At 61.0% G+C, this 18,800-nt stretch carries 21 protein-coding genes and 2 pseudogenes; 10 read left to right on the top strand and 13 right to left on the bottom strand.

Annotation, left to right across the window (positions count from 1 at the left end):
- Window positions 1-65: 65 nt before the first annotated feature.
- Window positions 66-299: a hypothetical protein gene (locus B6S01_RS12865; protein WP_231567971.1), complete on the bottom strand. Its 234-nt coding sequence runs from the start codon at window positions 297-299 to the stop codon at window positions 66-68.
- Between the two features lie 331 nt (window positions 300-630).
- On the opposite strand from B6S01_RS12865, the pseudogene uvrA reads away from it, so the two are divergent.
- Window positions 631-3,623 (top strand): annotated as a pseudogene (uvrA, locus tag B6S01_RS12860) (excinuclease ABC subunit UvrA).
- A gap of 25 nt (window positions 3,624-3,648) precedes the next feature.
- Here the strand turns inward: uvrA and B6S01_RS12855 are convergent.
- Entirely contained in the window at window positions 3,649-5,088 is a 1,440-nt protein-coding gene (locus B6S01_RS12855; protein ID WP_037464187.1) for a P-loop ATPase, Sll1717 family, read from the bottom strand.
- 196 nt (window positions 5,089-5,284) lie between these two features.
- On the opposite strand from B6S01_RS12855, the gene relB reads away from it, so the two are divergent.
- The 7 genes from relB to B6S01_RS12820 all read left to right on the top strand — a co-directional run bounded on the left by relB (window position 5,285) and on the right by B6S01_RS12820 (window position 8,445).
- Entirely contained in the window at window positions 5,285-5,467 is a 183-nt protein-coding gene (gene relB / locus B6S01_RS12850; protein ID WP_037464184.1) for a type II toxin-antitoxin system RelB family antitoxin, read from the top strand.
- The gene (locus B6S01_RS12845) at window positions 5,467-5,742 is read left to right on the top strand and encodes a type II toxin-antitoxin system RelE/ParE family toxin (RefSeq protein ID WP_037464182.1); all 276 of its coding nucleotides are present in this window, start codon (window positions 5,467-5,469) and stop codon (window positions 5,740-5,742) included. The genes relB and B6S01_RS12845 overlap by 1 nt, the downstream gene beginning before the upstream one ends.
- 90 nt (window positions 5,743-5,832) lie before the next feature.
- Window positions 5,833-6,831, top strand: a complete 999-nt coding sequence (locus tag B6S01_RS12840) for a hypothetical protein (protein WP_037464180.1) — start codon at window positions 5,833-5,835, stop codon at window positions 6,829-6,831.
- 189 nt (window positions 6,832-7,020) lie between these two features.
- Window positions 7,021-7,233: a cold-shock protein gene (locus B6S01_RS12835; protein ID WP_037464177.1), complete on the top strand. Its 213-nt coding sequence runs from the start codon at window positions 7,021-7,023 to the stop codon at window positions 7,231-7,233.
- 82 nt (window positions 7,234-7,315) lie between these two features.
- Window positions 7,316-7,510, top strand: coding sequence for a hypothetical protein (locus B6S01_RS12830; RefSeq protein WP_037464175.1), 195 nt, complete (start codon window positions 7,316-7,318; stop codon window positions 7,508-7,510).
- A gap of 132 nt (window positions 7,511-7,642) precedes the next feature.
- Window positions 7,643-7,882 carry a hypothetical protein gene (locus tag B6S01_RS12825; RefSeq protein WP_037464259.1) on the top strand — a complete coding sequence of 80 codons (240 nt, stop codon included), beginning with the start codon at window positions 7,643-7,645 and terminating at the stop codon, window positions 7,880-7,882.
- A 215-nt stretch (window positions 7,883-8,097) separates the two neighbouring features.
- Entirely contained in the window at window positions 8,098-8,445 is a 348-nt protein-coding gene (locus B6S01_RS12820; protein ID WP_037464172.1) for a glycine zipper 2TM domain-containing protein, read from the top strand.
- Window positions 8,446-8,575: 130 nt separating this feature from the next.
- Here B6S01_RS12820 and B6S01_RS12815 read toward each other — a convergent pair whose 3' ends face one another.
- The 5 genes from B6S01_RS12815 to B6S01_RS12795 form a co-directional block, all read right to left on the bottom strand.
- A complete protein-coding gene (locus B6S01_RS12815; RefSeq protein ID WP_037464170.1) occupies window positions 8,576-9,505 on the bottom strand; it encodes an electron transfer flavoprotein subunit alpha/FixB family protein in 930 nt (309 codons plus the stop codon).
- 82 nt (window positions 9,506-9,587) lie between these two features.
- Entirely contained in the window at window positions 9,588-10,337 is a 750-nt protein-coding gene (locus tag B6S01_RS12810) for an electron transfer flavoprotein subunit beta/FixA family protein (protein WP_037464168.1), read from the bottom strand.
- A 113-nt stretch (window positions 10,338-10,450) separates the two neighbouring features.
- Entirely contained in the window at window positions 10,451-11,650 is a 1,200-nt protein-coding gene (gene sucC / locus B6S01_RS12805) for an ADP-forming succinate--CoA ligase subunit beta (protein WP_037464165.1), read from the bottom strand.
- A gap of 142 nt (window positions 11,651-11,792) precedes the next feature.
- The gene (locus B6S01_RS12800) at window positions 11,793-12,125 is read right to left on the bottom strand and encodes a hypothetical protein (RefSeq protein ID WP_037464162.1); all 333 of its coding nucleotides are present in this window, start codon (window positions 12,123-12,125) and stop codon (window positions 11,793-11,795) included.
- Window positions 12,126-12,208: 83 nt separating this feature from the next.
- Window positions 12,209-12,388 (bottom strand): hypothetical protein, encoded by a 180-nt coding sequence (locus B6S01_RS12795; RefSeq protein ID WP_037464161.1) that lies wholly within the window; start codon window positions 12,386-12,388, stop codon window positions 12,209-12,211.
- A 253-nt stretch (window positions 12,389-12,641) separates the two neighbouring features.
- On the opposite strand from B6S01_RS12795, the pseudogene B6S01_RS12790 reads away from it, so the two are divergent.
- A pseudogene (locus B6S01_RS12790) lies at window positions 12,642-13,307 on the top strand (glycosyltransferase); the annotation flags it as partial.
- A 410-nt stretch (window positions 13,308-13,717) separates the two neighbouring features.
- Entirely contained in the window at window positions 13,718-14,212 is a 495-nt protein-coding gene (locus B6S01_RS12780; protein ID WP_037464156.1) for a hypothetical protein, read from the top strand.
- Window positions 14,213-14,303: 91 nt separating this feature from the next.
- Here the strand turns inward: B6S01_RS12780 and B6S01_RS12775 are convergent, their stop codons facing one another.
- From B6S01_RS12775 to B6S01_RS21080, 6 genes are read right to left on the bottom strand one after another with little or no spacing between them, the layout of a single operon-like run.
- A complete protein-coding gene (locus tag B6S01_RS12775; RefSeq protein WP_231567970.1) occupies window positions 14,304-15,896 on the bottom strand; it encodes a recombinase family protein in 1,593 nt (530 codons plus the stop codon).
- Window positions 15,850-16,023 carry a hypothetical protein gene (locus B6S01_RS21085; protein WP_156103338.1) on the bottom strand — a complete coding sequence of 58 codons (174 nt, stop codon included), beginning with the start codon at window positions 16,021-16,023 and terminating at the stop codon, window positions 15,850-15,852. Before B6S01_RS21085 ends, B6S01_RS12775 begins: the two co-directional genes overlap by 47 nt.
- Window positions 16,020-16,529, bottom strand: coding sequence for a hypothetical protein (locus B6S01_RS12770; protein ID WP_037464154.1), 510 nt, complete (start codon window positions 16,527-16,529; stop codon window positions 16,020-16,022). The genes B6S01_RS21085 and B6S01_RS12770 overlap by 4 nt, the downstream gene beginning before the upstream one ends.
- Window positions 16,526-18,403 (bottom strand): DNA cytosine methyltransferase, encoded by a 1,878-nt coding sequence (locus B6S01_RS12765; RefSeq protein WP_051908180.1) that lies wholly within the window; start codon window positions 18,401-18,403, stop codon window positions 16,526-16,528. The genes B6S01_RS12770 and B6S01_RS12765 overlap by 4 nt, the downstream gene beginning before the upstream one ends.
- Window positions 18,400-18,627 carry a hypothetical protein gene (locus tag B6S01_RS12760; RefSeq protein WP_062793066.1) on the bottom strand — a complete coding sequence of 76 codons (228 nt, stop codon included), beginning with the start codon at window positions 18,625-18,627 and terminating at the stop codon, window positions 18,400-18,402. The genes B6S01_RS12765 and B6S01_RS12760 overlap by 4 nt, the downstream gene beginning before the upstream one ends.
- Window positions 18,624-18,764, bottom strand: a complete 141-nt coding sequence (locus B6S01_RS21080) for a hypothetical protein (protein WP_156103337.1) — start codon at window positions 18,762-18,764, stop codon at window positions 18,624-18,626. Before B6S01_RS21080 ends, B6S01_RS12760 begins: the two co-directional genes overlap by 4 nt.
- Between the last annotated feature and the right edge of the window lie 36 nt (window positions 18,765-18,800).

The following is an 18,800-nucleotide window of genomic DNA, read 5'->3' as shown; positions in this document are numbered from 1 at the left end:
CCGCCCGGCCATCCGCCGATACGGCTCGCCTCGAATGCTGATCATATCACCATTATCAGCGCCGTCTATCGCTTGGCGTCGTCCTCATCTTCCTCATCCTCATGGAATCCGGAAGAAGGCACCGGGTCGCCATGGTCGCCGGGCTTTGTGACGGATGGCGGATCGGACGCGTCCATGCTGTCCATCAGCCCTTCGTCCAGCTTTTCCTCATTGGTAATGGCATGGTCCTGCGCGTCGGTGGGGCGATGGTCATGCGCTTCTTCGCGGCTGTTGGGCCGAACATCGGTCTTGTTGCTCATCATGCTCTCCTGCGGCGCGGCATATGGGTGCGCCTCCCTCAATCAACGGCCAGCGTCGATGGGCGGTTCCGCAGTCATGGTTTCGGCACGGAAACAAGAACGCCCCCGGCGCAAGGGATGGCCGGGGGCGTATCCAGGATGCTGTCGGGCTCTCCGGGATCTCTTGAACATCTGACGCCGCCGATGCAGCGTTTCCGTCACACTATAGGCTCATTCGGTTAACAGTGCTTGACTATTCGACACCCCCGCCCGCTTGCGGGCCGCGATGCGCGCGCCCATATCCGCGCGACACGCTTGCCCCCAAAGAACAAATCTGGAACAACACGCCCTCATGAGTCTGACCACCATTTCCGTGCGCGGCGCGCGTGAGCACAACCTCAAGGGCGTGGACGTCGATCTGCCCCGCGACAGCCTGATCGTCATTACCGGCCTTTCCGGGTCGGGCAAATCCTCCCTCGCCTTCGACACCATCTATGCCGAGGGTCAGCGCCGCTATGTGGAGTCCCTCTCCGCCTACGCCCGCCAGTTCCTTGAGATGATGCAGAAGCCGGACGTCGAGCATATCGACGGCCTGTCCCCCGCCATCTCCATCGAGCAGAAGACGACCAGCCGCAACCCGCGCTCCACCGTCGCCACCGTCACCGAGATCTACGACTATATGCGCCTGCTCTGGGCGCGCGTCGGCGTCCCCTATTCCCCCGCCACCGGGGAGCCGATCAGCGCCCAGACCGTCAGCCAGATGGTCGACCGCGTGATGCAGCTTCCGCAGGGCACGCGCTTCTACCTCCTCGCCCCCGTCGTGCGCGGCCGCAAGGGCGAGTATAAGAAGGAACTGCTGGAATGGCAGAAGGCGGGCTACACCCGCGTCCGCATTGATGGCGAAATGTACCTGATCGAGGAAGCCCCCGCCCTCGACAAGAAATACAAGCATGACATCGAAGTCGTCGTCGACCGCCTCGCCGTGGACCCCGACATGTCCACCCGCCTCGCCGACAGTTTCGAACAGGCGCTGAAGCTGGCGGATGGCCTCGCCTATGTCGACCTCGCCGACACCACAATTGAAGCACTACAGACTCCCTCCCCCTCGGGGGGATGGCCGGGGAGAGGGGGGACACCCTCTCCACCCCCGACGACGCCACCGCCCTTTCCCAACCGGAGAGGGCCAAGAGCGGCATGAAAAACGCCGGCATCCCCGCCAACCGCATCGTGTTCAGCGAAAAATTCGCCTGCCCCGTCAGCGGCTTCACCATTCCAGAGATCGAACCCCGCCTCTTCTCCTTCAACGCCCCGCAAGGCGCGTGCCCGGCATGCGACGGCCTTGGCGAGCGGCAGGAGTTCGACCCCGAACTCGTCGTCCCCAACGAGCATCTGACGCTCAAAAAGGGCGCGATCGTCCCCTGGGCCAAGTCCAACCCGCCCAGCCCCTACTACATGCAAGTCCTCGGCTCCCTCGCCAAGGAGTTCGGCTTCAACCTCGAAACCCCGTGGATCGACTTGCCGCCGGAGGTTAAGCTCATCATCCTCCACGGCACCGGGGGCAAGCCCGTCACCCTCCGCTTCCAGGACGGCAAGAAAAGCTACGAGGTCAAGAAAGCCTTCGAAGGCGTCATCGGCAACTTGAACCGCCGCCTGCTCCAGACCGACTCCGCCTGGATGCGCGAGGAGCTGTCCAAATACCAAACCGCCATGCCGTGCGAAACCTGCCACGGCGCGCGCCTCAAACCCGAAGCCCGCGCCGTCAAGATCGCTGGCGAGGACATCTCCATGTCCACCCGCCGCTCGGTGGTGGACGCGCTCGGCTTCTTCTCCACCCTCCCCGCCCAGCTCACCGACCAACAGAACCAGATCGCCAAGGCCATCCTCAAGGAAATTGTCGAGCGCCTCGGCTTCCTCAACAATGTCGGCCTTGACTATCTGAACCTCGACCGCACCAGCGGCACCCTGTCAGGCGGCGAGTCCCAGCGCATCCGCCTCGCGTCGCAGATCGGCAGCGGCCTGTCGGGCGTCCTCTACGTCCTCGACGAACCCAGCATCGGCCTGCACCAGCGCGACAATGACCGCCTGCTCGTCACCTTGAAGCGCCTGCGCGACCTCGGCAACACCGTCATCGTCGTGGAGCATGACGAGGACGCGATCCGCATGGCCGACTATATCGTGGACATGGGACCGGGCGCAGGCGTCCACGGCGGCACCATCGTCGCGCAGGGCACCCTCAACGAACTGCTCGCCCACCGCGACAGCCTGACCGCGGACTATTTGAACGGCACCCGCCGCATCGAAGTCCCCACAAAGCGCCGCAAGGGCAATGGCAAGAAGCTCACCGTCCACAACGCCCGCGCCAACAATCTGCAGAACGTCACCGCCAGCATCCCGCTCGGCACCTTCACCTGCATCACCGGCGTATCGGGATCGGGCAAGTCCAGCTTCACCATCGACACCCTCTACGCCGCGTCCGCCCGCACCCTGAACGGCGCGCGCATCGTCGCCGGGCCGCATGACAAGATCACCGGCCTCGAACATTGCGACAAGGTGATCGACATCGACCAGTCGCCCATCGGCCGCACCCCCCGCTCCAACCCGGCCACCTACACGGGAGCCTTCACCAACATCCGCGACTGGTTCGCAGGCCTCCCCGAAGCGCAGGCGCGCGGCTACAAGCCCGGCCGCTTCAGCTTCAACGTCAAGGGCGGCCGCTGCGAAGCCTGCACCGGCGACGGCCTGCTCAAGATCGAAATGCACTTCCTCCCCGACGTCTATGTCACCTGCGACGTCTGCCACGGCGCGCGCTACAATCGCGAAACGCTGGAGGTGAAGTTCAAGGGCCACAGCATCGCCGACGTGCTCGACATGACCGTCGAGGACGCGGTGGAATTCTTCAAGGCCGTCCCCCCCATCCGCGACAAGATGGCGATGCTCGCCGAAGTCGGCCTCGGCTATATCAAGGTCGGCCAGCAGGCCACCACCCTGTCCGGCGGCGAAGCCCAGCGCGTCAAGCTCGCCAAGGAACTCTCCCGCCGCGCCACCGGCCAGACCCTCTACATATTGGACGAGCCCACCACCGGCCTCCACTTCGAAGACGTCCGCAAACTCCTCGAAGTCCTCCACGCCCTGGTCGAACAGGGCAACAGCGTCGTCGTGATCGAACACAATCTCGACGTCATCAAGACCGCCGACTGGATCATCGACATGGGGCCGGAAGGCGGGGTCAAAGGCGGCGAAGTCGTCGCCGAAGGCACGCCGGAGAAGGTAGCGAAGAACGCCCGGAGCTTTACCGGGCGCTATTTGGCGCCGTTGTTGGGGATGGAGGCGGTTGCGGCGGAGTGATCCGCAGCGAAGCCTCCTTCTTATATCATTGCAGCCCTAACGTCCTCAACAACCCTCTATGCACAACGATCGGCTCGTTATTGTTCAGGGTGAGATATTCCCTTTGAAACTTATAAACCGGCCTGTTTCCTGAGGATCTGGGAGCATTACCAATTATGCTGAAATGAAATAGAATTTTTGCGATGTATAATGGACCCAAATTCTTGGTGTAATTATCACAGTCGTTACTTTTAGCGTAGTTCTCTATTAGTTCTATAAACTTATCGGGTGAGAATCTCTGATTGTGAGTAGCGCCTATTACTGACAAAATGTTATTTATGTCAGGAATAACTCCACTCACCTCGTTAATCAATTCTTGACGCAAATGATTGGAGTATTCGCTGTCAATGCCCCTCACGGTGTCACTGGTTATAAGCTTGTGACCCTGTTCGATCGATGACTTCGCACAATCTCGCAGAAATCTGACAAAATCTCTCGGCCGCGAGTGAGTTAATTCATAAATGAAGTCAAATACATTAACGATCCTATTGCTGTTTAAATTAACGGTTTTATGTTGTAAAATTCTAGGAAACATAATGTCAAAATTGAAATAGTCAGAATGCTCATCAAATGACCTTGATATTCTAAACCCAAGCATATGCTTAATTTTCTCCCTTTTCCAATTAAGAGAGATTTTTTGGTCTTCCCACTTATTTTTATCAGGATCAGATAAAAGCTCGTAGATATCATCTCGCAGAAAAACTATTGGGTGGATACCAATATTCCGCTCTGAAAAAACTCTTTTTACGTTAGAAACTGCCTTAAATAGGCTTGTTACCAATGATATATATTTGCTTCTAGAATCTTCCTCCCAGTAATTTCGGTAGTCCTCATCTAGCTCATCAAATACGACGTAGTATTTCGAACCATCAACATGATCTGTTATTATTTTTTCCATTGCAGGAATAAGTTCCTGCCAGATATCTTCGAGCTTTTGAATTTGTCGATCTGTAGCTGATTGACCAGACACGCCCAAAATCGCCAGTCCCATAGATTTTTTTGTCCATTTCTGGATCACAGAAGACATATAGTCAAAGGAGTCAGTAGGATAGATAGCTGACAGGCGCCCTCGAGTAGAGCTATCAACGGCAGCATTCGTGGCCATCATTTTCAGAATTGAATTATATATGAAATATTTCCAGAGAGAAATATATTGGCTGGGACGAGTATAATCCTTGTCCTCCAATCCATATAGCAGGTTGAAGGGAAATTCCTTAAATGACAGCTTTATACAAAACCTATTATAGTCCTCTGTAGTTTCAAAGTATTTACATATTGCGGTTTTGCCAGTTCCTTTTCGTCCTATTACATAAGATTTGCTACCATTCTCAAGATCACGAACCTCGCCAATGTGGTAGAAATATCGCTTTGAATCCTCGTCTGCGGCCTCCAGCTTCCATGCAGCGACTTCATCCAAAATGGCCATTTTTCCCCCTTCGCCGCGACGGCGTCTTCCATGAAACGTACAGCACTAAGTCCAGCAATTGCGAGGCACTACGCTATTTGTCCAACGCTCAGCGCCCTCTCATATCTGGACTCTATCGACAAGGCACTGCATCTGGCAAACAGTCCCAAACCTTAATCAACTTGGTTTGATGGGGCGTGATTGATATATTCTCTCGATGACCAAACTCACCCCCATCGAGTCCGAGTTCGCGACGACCGAGGAAGCCGAGGCTTATGACGCCTGGTTTCGCGCACAGGTGGAGGCGTCCTTGGCCGATCCCCGGCCCGGCATCCCGCACGATCAGGTCATGGCGGAACTGCGCGCGATCATTGAGGCGAAGAAAGCCAAGCACGTCTGATGCCGCACGTTATTTGGCGCCCGATCGCGCGCGAGGATGCGCGGCGCATCATCGACTATATCTCTGATCGCAATCCCGCCGCTGCCGCTCGCCTTGCAGAACTGCTGGAATATACCGCCACTCGCTTGGCCGATCATCCCTACATGTATCGCGCCGGTCGTGTCCCCGAGACGCGGGAAGCCCTCGTCACCCCCAATTACATGCTCGTCTACCGCGTCGGAGCCGACGTCATAGAAATATTGACCGTCAAACACACCCGGCAACAATATCCCTGACGCCACCGCCGTTCCCATTTTGTTCTGTCCTACAACCCCTCACCTGTTATACCCTCCCGGGCAAACCCTCCCATAAAAAGGAGCTTTGCCATGTCCTACCACTTCTCCTCCCTCCCCACGGCCGCCGATCAAGTCCGCGCCGACGGCTGGAGCCCCGCGCGGCAGCGGCACTTCCTTGAAACCCTCGCCGCCACCGGCATCATCCGCTCCGCCTGCGACGCCGCGCAGATCAGCACCCGCGCCGCCTATGCCCTGCGCATCCGCCGCGACGGCGCGGCCTTTCGCCTTGGCTGGGACGCGGCCATCCTCATCGCCCGCGCGCGCCTCGCCGACGAACTGCTCGCCCGCGCCCTAACCGGCCATGAGGAAGTGATCCACAAGGACGAAGACACCATCACCCGCCGCCGCCACGACAACCGCCTCGCCATGTCGATGCTCTCCCGCCTCGACCGTATGGCCGACAACCCACCGGAAGGCTCCGACGCCGCGCTCGCCCGCGTCGTCGCGCAGGATTTCGCCGCCTTTCTCGACCTCATCTGCCCGGAAGACCGGATAGCGGATCAGGCGGACCAGCCCGGCCCCGCCCCCGCGCACCCCGACGCACCCGATATGGACGAAGCCGCCCTGGCCGATCTCGCCGCGCTCGATCCCGCCCTCCCCGACCGCATCGAAGCCACCGCCACCGCCCTCTCTCCCGGAGCCTCCGCCGCCCTCTTCATCGCCGCGCGCATGGCGTTGCAGGACAGCAAAAGGGCCGATCCCCACCCCTCCCATGAACGGTGTGAACTTCGCCCTCCAATCGTCGATCGCGCCACCCTTCCGCCCGATGAAGCCGCCGCCCGCCTGCGCGGCGCATGGTGGGATGAGGAGCGCGAAGCCTGGCGCACCGACTATCCCGCCCCACCCGGCTTCGACGGTGAAGAGAGCGGCGACATCTACGACATTGACGCCTATGAGCGCGACCTCACTCCACAGGAAAGCGAAGCTCTCAGCCTGCTGGAGGAAGCGCAGCGCCGCCCCTATGAAGCCGCCGCCGCCCGCGCCCGCGACGCCTTTTTCGGCTTCGCGGCGCTGACGGAGGTGGGCTGACAGGCTCGCGCACGCGATCCCCTTTCCCGTCCGATTTGCTATTGCGCGCCCCTTGCCCTATACAGCCCCTGCTACAGTCGCAAATCGACGGTCTTTCGGCGCTTTGCGGCACCAAACTTCCTTCTTTCCCTGCCCCTCTAGCGCAAGGCCCGTCCACACGGGACGCGCCGCACGAAGAAGGAAATACCCATGAGCATCGTCGGAACCGTCAAATTTTTCAACGCCGACAAGGGCTATGGCTTCATCGCTCCCGATGACGGCAGCCCGGACGCATTCGTCCACATCACCGCCGTTGAGCGCGCTGGCCTGGCCACGCTGCGCGAAAAGGACCGCGTCTCCTATGATCTGGAGCAGGACGGTCGCGGCAAGATGGCTGCCGTGAATATCGCGCACGCGCAATAATTCGATCGGGCCGGACGCTGCATGATGCGGCGCCCGGCCTGCCTCCCGGCGGCATCCGTTTTTCAGCAAGGGAGCAAAGCCCATGTCCCATCCCGACTATCACGGCCTCGCCGCCCAGGCCCGTCGCGACGCCGACGCCGCGACCCTGGACAATGTCCGCTATCGCTGCCTGCGGTCGGAAGCAGCCTTCCTCGCCATGGCCCAGCGTCAGGATATCGCCGACACCAATCGCGCCCGCCGCGAAGCCGCCACGGCAAAGGCCGCAGAGCAGGTCTGACCGCGCGGACGCGACTTCCCATCGCCTCCTGTCCTCGCCCTGTCGATTACCCGAATGGGTCCGGAACCCAACGCCGCTCTGCCGGTTATCCTTGCAAATCCTGGCAAGTCCAATCGCAAGGAGCGAGACAAAATGATCCGTACTCTGATTTTCGGCGCCATCGCCGGCTATGTCGGCAAGAAGCTGTATGACGAAGGCAAGCTGACCGAGTTCAAGGAAGACCTTGTCTCCCGCTATAATCAGGCGCGCGATGACCTGTCCCATCGGACGGGCAACGCCAGCACGCTTGGCAGCAGCGACCTTTCACCTTCGGTCACGCCCAGCGCGCCGCGTCACACCCCCTCGGCATCGACGTCGCCACTCGCCAGCTGACCGGCCGATCGTTTAAAAATTCCAGTTCCGGCGGCTAATCCCTCTGGCCGCTGGCAACGCCCGCCCGGCTCCGCGTTTCCCCCCCTTTCGCGGCGTTGTGGCGGGCGGACTATTTTCCACCATTCTCCCGCCTCTCCGCTAACCGTTCCGGTCACGCAACTTCCTGCCCTGTCAGGGGTTGTCGCCAGAGCGGGATAAAATGAGGAGAGAGATGAATGCGCACCCCCCTTATCGCTGCCGCGCTGCTGGCGCTGCCGCTCGCCGCCTGTACGTCGGACCGCTATGGCGACCGCTACGGCTATGATCGTCCGTCCGGCCCCGGCCCCTATTATTCAGGCCGCCCGATTGGCGAAAATGATTATATCTATCGCGACGCCGACGGCCGCTATTATTGCAAGCGCGACGATGGCACCACCGGCACGATTGTCGGCGCGATCGCGGGCGGCGTCCTGGGCAACATCATCGCACCGGGCGGCTCGAAAACGCTCGGCACCATTTTGGGCGCAGGCGGCGGCGCGCTGGCGGGCCGCGCCATCGATCGCAATGACATACGCTGCGAATGACAATGAAAAGGGCGCGACCAACGGCCGCGCCCTCTTTCTGCAAACTATGTATTCCCACGCCGTTCGCCCCAGCCTTACCCATGGCCCATGCGGCCATCGACCAGCCCGGCTCGAACGGAGCTAAAATCCCTTACAGCTTGCTCGTCAATTCCGGCACGACCTTGAACAGGTCGCCCACCAGGCCGATGTCCGCGACCTGGAAAATCGGCGCATCCTCATCCTTGTTGATGGCGACGATGGTCTTGCTGTCCTTCATCCCCGCCAGATGCTGGATCGCGCCGGAAATGCCGACCGCGATATAGACTTCCGGCGCAACGATCTTGCCCGTCTGGCCGACCTGATAGTCATTGGGCACGTAACCCGCGTCAACGGCAGCGCGCGACGCGCCAACCGCCGCGCCCAGCTTGTCGGCCAGCGGGAAGATCACCTGCTCGAACGTCTCGCCATCCTTCAGCGCACGGCCGCCCGACACGATCACCTTCGCAGAGGTCAGTTCCGGACGCTCCTGCTTGGCGATCTCAGCGCCGACGAAGCTCGACAGACCCTTGTCGCCGGTCGACGACACGGCTTCCACCGCGCCCGAACCGCCCTCACGCTCCGCCTTTTCAAAAGCGGTGCCGCGTACGGTGATGACCTTCTTCGCGTCCTTCGACTTGACGGTCGCGATGGCGTTGCCCGCATAGATGGGACGCGTGAAGGTGTCTTCGCTCTCCACCGACAATATGTCACTGATCTGCATCACGTCCAGCAGAGCCGCGACGCGCGGCGCGATATTCTTGCCGTTGCTGGTGGCAGGCGCGACGAAGGCGTCATGGCTACCCATCAGATCGGCGATCAGCGGCGCGACATTTTCAGCGAGCGCATGGCCAAAGGCCGCGTCGTCGGCGACATGGACCTTGCCCACGCCAGCGATCTTGGCAGCAGCTTCACCAACGCCGCCGACGCCAGCGCCAGCGACCAGCAGATGCACTTCACCCAGCTTCGCAGCAGCGGTGACGGCGGAAAGGGTCGCGTCCTTGACGGCGCCGCCCTCATGTTCAACCCATACCAGAGTCTTCATATTCTCGATCCTCTATCCCCGTTCGCCCTGAGCGTGTCGAAGGGCTTCGACCGGCTCAGCCCGAACAGGCTTGGAATGATGGTCAGGCAGCGACGCCCAGAGCTTTCAGCTTCGCGACCAGTTCATCGACATCGGCCACCTTGACGCCAGCCGAACGCGCGGCCGGTTCGGTAACCTTCAGCGTCTCCAGACGCGGCGCGATGTCCACGCCATAATCGGCGGGCGTCTTGGTGCTAAGCGGCTTGCTCTTCGCCTTCATGATGTTGGGCAGCGAAGCATAGCGCGGCTCGTTCAAGCGCAGGTCGGTGGTGACGATAGCCGGGACGTTCAGCTTCACCGTCTCCAGGCCGCCATCGACCTCGCGGGTCACGCTGACCTTGTCGCCCTCGACCTCGACCTTCGACGCAAAGGTGCCCTGCGGCAGGTTCAGCAGAGCCGCCAGCATCTGGCCGGTCTGGTTGCTGTCGTCGTCGATCGCCTGCTTGCCCAGGATGATCAGGCCAGCGCCTTCCTCTTCCTGCACCTTGGCGAGCAGCTTGGCGACGCCCAGCGGTTCGACTTCATCGTCGGTCTGGATCAGGATCGCGCGGTCCGCGCCCATGGCCAGCGCCGTGCGCAGCGTTTCCTGCGCCTTGGCAACGCCAATCGACACCGCAACCACCTCGGTCGCCACGCCCTTCTCCTTCAGGCGGATGGCTTCCTCGACCGCGATCTCGTCGAACGGGTTCATGCTCATCTTGACGTTCGCCAGATCAACGCCCGTCCCGTCCGCCTTCACCCGAGGCTTCACATTATAGTCAATGACCCGCTTCACGGGCACAAGGATCTTCATCGCAACATCCTTTCGGTTTCACGCCATCGCCCGCATATGCGGACAAGGACGCAGGCGGCCCTCAAAAAGACCGCCTGCGCCCATGGTGTCTGATTAAATGGCCGGAAAGTGCCTCAGGCTGCCTTCCTCACTTCCGCCACGATCTTCTTGGCCGCATCACCCAGGTCGTCCGCGGGGACGATCGCCAGGCCCGACGATGCCAGAATGTCCTTGCCCTGCTGGACGTTCGTGCCTTCCAGGCGAACGACCAGAGGAACCGACAGGTCAACTTCCTTGGCGGCGGCGACGATGCCATCGGCAATGATGTCGCACTTCATGATGCCACCGAAGATGTTGACGAGAATGCCCTTCACCGCCGGGTCCTTCAGAATGATCTTGAAGGCCGCGGTCACCTTCTCCTTGGAAGCGCCGCCACCGACGTCCAGGAAGTTGGCGGGGAATTCGCCGTTCAGCTTGATGATGTCCATGGTCGCCATGGCCAGGCCCGCGCCGTTCACCATGCAGCCGATGTTACCGTCCAGCTTGATGTATGCCAGGTCATATTCGCTGGCTTCGACTTCCGCCGGATCTTCCTCGGTCAGGTCGCGCAGTTCGGCGATGTCCTTGTGGCGGAACATCGCGTTGCCGTCGAAACCGACCTTGGCGTCGAGCACCAGCAGGTTGCCCTGCTCGGTCAGCGCCAGCGGGTTGACTTCGATCTGCTCGGCGTCGGTATCAAGGAACGCGGCGTAGAGCGAGGAGGCGACCTTCGCGGCCTGCTTCGCCTGATCACCGGTCAGGCCCAGCGCAGCGGCGACCGAACGGCCGTGGTGCGGCTGGAAACCTGCTGCGGGATCGACGGTGAAGGTGTGGATCTTTTCAGGCGTCGAATGGGCGACCTCTTCAATGTCCATGCCACCTTCGGTCGATACGACGAACGCGATGCGGCTGCTGCCACGGTCGACCAGCAGGGCCAGATAGAATTCCTTGGCGATGTCGGCGCCGTCGGTCACATACAGGCGGTTGACCTGCTTGCCCGCTTCGCCGGTCTGGATGGTGACCAGCGTATTGCCCAGCATGTCGGTGGCGTGGGCCTTCACCTCGTCCAGGTTGAAGGCCAGACGGACGCCGCCCTTCGCGTCGGGACCAAGTTCCTTGAACTTGCCCTTGCCGCGACCGCCAGCGTGGATCTGCGACTTTACGACATAGAGCGGTCCGGGGAGCTTCTTGGCGGCCTCAACGGCTTCATCGACCGAGAAAGCGGCGTAGCCGGCGGCGATCGGCGCGCCATATTTCGCCAGCAGTTCCTTCGCCTGATATTCGTGAATGTTCATGGGCCCGGCCCGTCCTTTCGCCTGAAAAGCTGATGGCGGCGCTAAAGCACAGCCGGCCGGGGGACGCCAGACCGATTTCGCAAATCAACTTTGCAAAATTGCAAAATCGATTCCGGAAATCCCGTTCAATTCACCATTTCCTTCACGAAATAGCACACATAATCGCCGCCTTGCTGGTGACCATGAATATCTCAGGATCCTCCAGCGCCCGCACCTTGTAGAGGAACCGATCGACCGTCATATCCTCCATGCGTGATTTGCGGATCGACGCCAGCGACTGCACCCGCCGCAACTGGATCAGGCTCAGCCGATCCATCATCCGCTCGGCCATGCATCGCGCCATTCGCGGCGAAAGCCCTGCCTCGACCAAGCCAGTTCGCAATCGCGATTCGGGCGACACGGTAGCACAGGAAGACAAAAGCAACGCTCCGGCGGGCAGAGCAACGGTGAGGGCGCGAAGAGATAGGTTGACCATCCACGCGTCATGGCGGCCAAACCCTGAACAGGGGATAAATGAGCACGGCCTCATATCGGGGTTCCGTACCCGAAGCGCAGCCATCAATGGGGGATGTTCACCATCCGCGCATTTTCCTCACGATAGGCGTCTATCTGATCTGTATAACCGCGCGCCAGACCCTCATAGGCCGCGCGCCCTTTCTTCGACCGGCTCATCTGAGCGCGTATCAAGGAAACCTGCTGCCTGTGCAGGAGATAATTGACATCCATATCTCCGGTCATTCACGCCCTCCTACCTTATCGCTCCAAGAGACTGCTCAAGGTGCCACGATCTTATGTCGAGTCATCGTACCGGCAATTCGTGACCATAGCAGCGTCCCTGCTCACAGGCGATTCGGCCCAACGCGGCGAAGAACCGTTTGAACGGAAACTGCACCGCGCGCCGCGCCCTTCGCGAAAAAATTCGCGCGACAAGGCTATGAATTCCCAACAACTTTTGCCACTGGCCGCAACGGGCAAATGGGGGCGTGGGCAAATGGCGCAATCGCTGACGGCGGTATTGGCGATTATTCACCAGGAAATATTGCTGTTCGCGGTGGTCGGCCTGGCCATCGGCGGGGTCGATGATTTCCTTGTCGATATCATGTTTCTGGTTCGGCGGTGGTGGCGCAACCTGACTGTCTATTCGCGTCACACGCGCATGACGACAGCCACCTTGCCACCTTCTGAAACGCCAGGACGAATCGCCGTCTTCATCCCTGCATGGGGAGAGGCAGAGGTCATCGGCCCCATGCTTCGCAATGCACTTGGCCAATGGTCCGATGGCGATTACCGCATCTTCGTGGGCGGTTACCCGAATGATCCGGGGACGTTGGCGGCAGTAACGAAAGTCGCGGACGGGGACGATCGACTGATCCTGTGTGTCAATGAACGCCCCGGCCCGACAACCAAAGCCGACTGCCTAAACCTGCTGTGGCGAACAATGGTGACGCAGGAAGACCTTTCCGGCGCGCGGTTCAAGGCGGTAGTTCTCCATGATGCCGAGGATGTCGTGCATCCCGACGAAATCCGGCTGTTCGACCTCATGATCGATCGGTTCCAGCTAGTGCAACTTCCCGTTCTGCCGCTTCCCGGTGAAGGCGGCTGGTGGTCGCGTTCGATAGCCAACCATTACTGTGACGAATTTGCCGAAAGACACGGTGCATTAGCGTAATTCCCTAGCGACCGAGATTATTGCAGAATGACGACCTAGGCTGTAAAGGCCGCCACACGCAACGCCGGGGGGCGCGCCTTTGAAATGTGAAGACGGGCATAGTGAGTTCAGGAAGTTCACCGTCAAGTTTCATGGATCGTTTGCAGCGATCCTTGGCTTCGTGGCGCTTATGGCCGAATTCAGCAAGCCGTTCGATCAGGCCAAGCAATATGCATTGACGCATGACGGAGCGTTACCCATCTGCTATGGATGTTGGCTGATACTGTACGGGCTCAAATATGCCGTGAGCTGGAAACTGAGGTCTGACCTGGCGCAAGTCAGAGAGGAAAACCGAAGGAAACGAGGCAAGCGGTAATGCGTTCAGATTGTATCAACCCGATTGTGCGAGATAAGCTGGCATGACCTTTTTCGACATCATCGCAGGGATTTGGCCCATTTTGGCGATCATGGTCGGCTATGTCGCGATCTCGCTTCTCGCACAGGCTGCTGCCCATCGGTCGCGCAAGCGGATGCTGGTCCTTGCGGCTGAATTGCAGCACGACAAGCGCGCGAATCAAGCCGACATCGACCGCGTGGACTTCCTGCTAGATACCGCCATGTCTTGGAAGGTTGGCGTTCTTCTGCCGATCGCCATCATTGGCTTGCTAAGCGATGTTGCGCTGAAGCGCGACGTCAATGGCAGCAAGCACTGGATGAGCAAAGACCCGCGAGCGGGCGAATTGGCCTTCCATTTCTTCGTCTCTGTGGCGGCGGCGAACGTCCCCATGGCGTGCATAAATGCTATCCTGCTGGGAGTATCCCTCCCGCTAATAGTGGCAGCTCGTAAGGGAGTGCGTAGTTCCGTCACAGCTTCCACTTTCCGGGCGGCTTACGGCCTGCGGCATTCCCACTAGTCGTTTTGACAGCGGATAATTTTTGACCCCGCCCTCAACGGCGGGGTTTTTCGTGTCCCGGTTCACGGTGAAATCGTCGATTGCAGCGCGCCTATCGGCGCAGGCGCTCCGCCCCAGTCGCCATCGCAAGGATCTCATCCATCTGGCGCACGACTTCCACGATGACGCCGCGCTTCTTCTCCAAATTAGGATGCACTACGACGCGGGCAATCATTGCCCGCAAGCGGGGGACTGCCTCAAGCCTTGCTTCGGGTGCTGCTAGGGCCTGATCCAGCTCCTCAACTTGGCGTCTGTAAACTTCCTCCATGTGCGGGTGGAGCGTGAGGACCGTGGGCACGGCATCCATGTTCGCCAGTTCGCGCGTGAGCTGATCGACATCCTTGCGCGCATTGGCAAGCATTTCGCGGATTTCATCGAATTCGCTGCCGCCATCTGCGAAGGCCTTCAGCATGCGGCCCTTGCGTCGCTGCGCTTCCTCCAGCTTACGTTCGATCTTTGCTCGATCACGGCCGAGGTCGGCGGCGGCTCGTGCGAAGTCGCGGTGGTATTCGCGGACATAGGCGCTGACCAAGTCGGGCGCGAGCATGCCCGCCTTTAGGTCTGCCAGCACCCGCCGCTCGAAATCGTCGGTCCTGATCAGCCGATTGTTGGTGCACGCGCCGCCATAGCGCTTGACGCTGCATCCCCAATGATTGCTCGTTGTGCGGACGAAATCGGCACCGCATACGCCGCAGAATGATAGCTTGGATAGGATATGCTTTGGTCGCCGCGCACGACTAGGCTGTAGGGTGCTGTTGGCTTCCAGATGTTCCTGCACCTTGTGCCACAGCTCATCATCGATGATGCGCATGTCGGGCACTGGCACGCGCATGACTTCCTCTTCGCTGTTGTAACGCATGAGGCGCCGACGGGTCTGTGGATTCACAACCTGACGGCTGCGGCCGTAGGTCAAAATGCCGATGTAGATTTCATTGCGGAGAATACCGCGCTTGTGGTTCTTCTCACCGTGTAGCGCGGTGCTGTGCCACAGCTTGCCTCGAGGGCCGGGCACCCCTTCCCCATTCAGATCGCGCACGATGGCGAAAGGGCTTTTGCCACTTGCATATTCCGTGAAGATGCGGCGAACGATCTCTGCTTTTTCCGGGTCGATCTCGCGCAGGCCGCGAATGACGCCGCCCTTGTCATCCAGCTTGTTCGCTTGGACATAGCCATATGGAATGCCGCCACTGGCCCTGCCCTGCTTCACCGTGCCGATCTGGCCACGCCGCACGCGCTTTGCGAGATCCGTGCGGAACTGCGCATCCATGAAGCCCTTCACCAGGCCGATCATGGGGGTAACGGTGCCGTCGAACAGTGTGAAAAGGCGCGCGCCAGCAAACTCGATGCGTTCGCGCAAATTGTGGGCATCTGCGACATGGCGCGATATGCGGTCGGTTGACTCGGCAAGCACCTGGTCGACGCCGCCGGCCTCGACCATGCGCATCATCGAATTCAGACCGGGCCGCTGATCTTCGCCAATCCCGGCGGCTCCGGAGATGGCCGCATCTTCGAACGTGCCGACAATCGTCCAGCCTTCCTGCTCAGCGCGCTGGCGACAGAGGGCTATCTGATCGGCCGTGGACCGAGGGTTTTGATTTTCATTGCTGAACCGGGCGTAGATGACCGTCCGCATCGCTATCTCCATTCAGGCCGCCTCCTCGCGCGGCGCGAAGGGCGGCAATGTCTCTTGCAACCTGCGCCCGCGCAAGTGCCTCTACAAATGCGATCAATGCCGGATCGCGGGCCTTGTTGATGCGAGCCGGGGCGTTCATGCGGCAGCCCTCATCTGGCGCGCGGTCTGGATATGCCGCTCAACAAAATGAGCGATGCCATAGCGGTCGCTGCCGGGTAGATCGCGGCGATACCATGTGAACAGATCCGCGAAGCGCCAGTAGCGGTCCCACTCGGTCAGGAATGGGGCAGCGGCCTCGCCGTATCGGTCGGCGATGAGCGCGATCGGCATTTCCCGCTGCCATGCGGTGCGCACGCTGCTGTCCGCCGCCGCAAAAGCCTTGCGCAGCGCGCGTTCCGCACGGCGGCAGCTCTCCTCCAGCGCAGCGACCTTCTCCTCCAGCGTTGCTGGTTCTGCGTCTCGCCGCTCCAGCGACACGACCCAGTGCCAATCCGAAGCAATGGACCGCCAGACGCGAATTTCCTGCGCGGCCTGTTCGCCCGATATTTTTCCGGCGACGATCAGTTCCGGAAATTGCGCCTCGCGCCGTTTCACCGCCGCGGCAGCCTCATCAGCGAGCGGGACATAGCTTGTGAGGCCGTTCATGCTGCCGCCGCTTCAATCCGACTGACCTCCGCCGGGAACTGAGCGCGCACCAGCGCTTCCGCGATCGGCGGGCAGACGCTGTTGCCGCACTTGGCGACCTGGGCAGTTTTGGTGATGGGCAGGCCGTGGGCGTCGTGCTCGATGATGTAATCGGGCGGGAAACCCTGCGCGTTGAACAGCTCGCGCGGCGTCAGCATCCTCATGCCGATGTCGACGATCACATATTCCTCGCCCTCGACCATGACGGTGACCAGGCCGAAGCGGTCGTTCACCGTAACCGTACCGAGTGGGCTGGATAGGCCCGACCCGTCCGGCTCGTTGCCGTAATATTTGATGAGGAAGGCGCGGACCTCCGCCATGTGGGTGCCGCCGGCGCTGATCGTGTGCAGCGGTTCGTCCGTGGGCTGGCCGTCCCGGCAGGTGCCGCGCAGCTTCAGCAGGTTGGAAGTGACGACGCGCTGCTGCGAGCCGCTGGTGGCGACGGTCGACAGCGGATCATTGGCCGCGCGACCGGCGAGGTTCTCATTGTTGGGGCCGCCGTTGGCCTGCTCGATATGGGCGCAGATGACGGCGTGGCGCGGTGCGCCTGCCATGACGGTGTGCAGCGGGTCGCCTGGGTCGGAGCCTTTGCCGTTCTGCGCGAACTTCTGCATGAAGGCCATCACGGCATGATGCTTTGTGCCGCCGGCGACGACCGTGCCCAGCGGCTTTTCCCCGTCCATGGCGCGCGGCGCCTGCCCAGCGCGCTCGCCGTTCCCGACATGAACCAGATGGGCTGCGGCGATGCAGTTCTGATCCTTATTCGACGCCGTGACGGTGTGCATCGGCTCATCGGCGGGCCGGTTGGCGCCGCCCTGCTGGGCATAGGTGGCAAAGGGCGACAGGGCCGCCTCGACCAAGCCCAGCGGTGCGGAGCCGCCGGGGCGCTTCACGAAGCTGTTAGCCGTGACCGTGTGCATCGGTTCATCGACACCGTGGCCGACTGCGCCAGAGCGGAACTTGGTGATGTGGGGCGACACCAGCGCCATTTCGCCCCGGTTCGCGCCTGTCACTGTGGGCAGCGGATCGGACAGGCCATAGGACCGCCCAGAGCTACCGTGGTGGGTCAGCGGCACGATGAAGGGCGTCGGGTTGTTGACGACGAACTTCATGATGCCGTGGGCAATCCGGCGCAGGGTCTTTTCGGCCAGCGGCTTCTTGCGGTCGAAGATCGACGGGCAGGGAATCGTCCAGTCGATGATTTCGGCGGCGGTGCGCCATGGCAGCAGCTTGCCGCTCTCGACATCGGGCGATCCCGGTTTGCCATGCGTCGGCGCGGGCCAGACGATAGGCTTGCCGTCGGCGCGGGCGATCATGAAGAAGCGCTTGCGGATGGTGGGCGCGCCGTAGTCGCAAGCGCGCAGCTCCTTCCACTGGATCTTGTAACCGGCCTTGCGCAGTTCGCGCTGCCATTTGTCGAACGTCTCGCCCGCCCGTTCCTTGATCGGCTTACCCTCATCGCAGAGCGGCCCCCAGGTGCGGAACTCCTCGACATTCTCCAGCAGGATGACATCGGGCTTCACCCGCTGCGCCCACAGCACCACGACCCATGCGAGGTCGCGGATCGACTTCTCGCGCGGCTTGCCGCCCTTCGCCTTGCTGAAATGCTTGCAGTCGGGGCTGAACCACGCCAGCTCGACATGCTGCCCAGCTGTCACCTCGCGCGGGTCGATCTGCCAGATATTATTGCGGATGTGGCGGGTGCCGGGGTGGTTGACCTCGTGCATCTGAATGGCCTGCTCATCGTGATTGATGGCGAGGTCGACGGCGCGGCCCAGCGCGGCCTCAATGCCGGTGGATGCGCCACCGCCGCCTGCGAAGTTGTCGACGATCATAGCGACAGCCTCCGCTCGATCAGATCGGCCGGCAGGCCCGTGACGCGCTCCAGTTCGGCGCGGAACGCGTCGCGCGCGATCGACTGGTTTTCGAGTTCCTCGGAATATTGGCCGATCAGCCCCGTGTTCTGCGATGCACGTGCCGCAAGGCTGGCGACATGGCCCGACACCATTTCGAGGTGCAGCCCGGCCATGCCGAGCGACGAAAGGTGTGCGCCGCTCATGCCCAGATTGCCCATGCAACGAGCGCGACGGCCAGCAACAGCGCTGTAAGCGATACGATCATGTAGGCGAGTGCGTTGGCCTCAGCCTGCTGCGCGTCGAGCAGCGCTCGGTCCGTGTTCAGTTCGATGTGGGACATAGATGCCTCCCGGTTGGTGACGGGAGGCCTTAAACA

Source organism: Sphingobium herbicidovorans (genome assembly GCF_002080435.1).
Classification (GTDB): Bacteria; Pseudomonadota; Alphaproteobacteria; order Sphingomonadales; family Sphingomonadaceae; genus Sphingobium; species Sphingobium herbicidovorans.
This window is presented reverse-complemented; position numbering and strand designations above follow the sequence as displayed.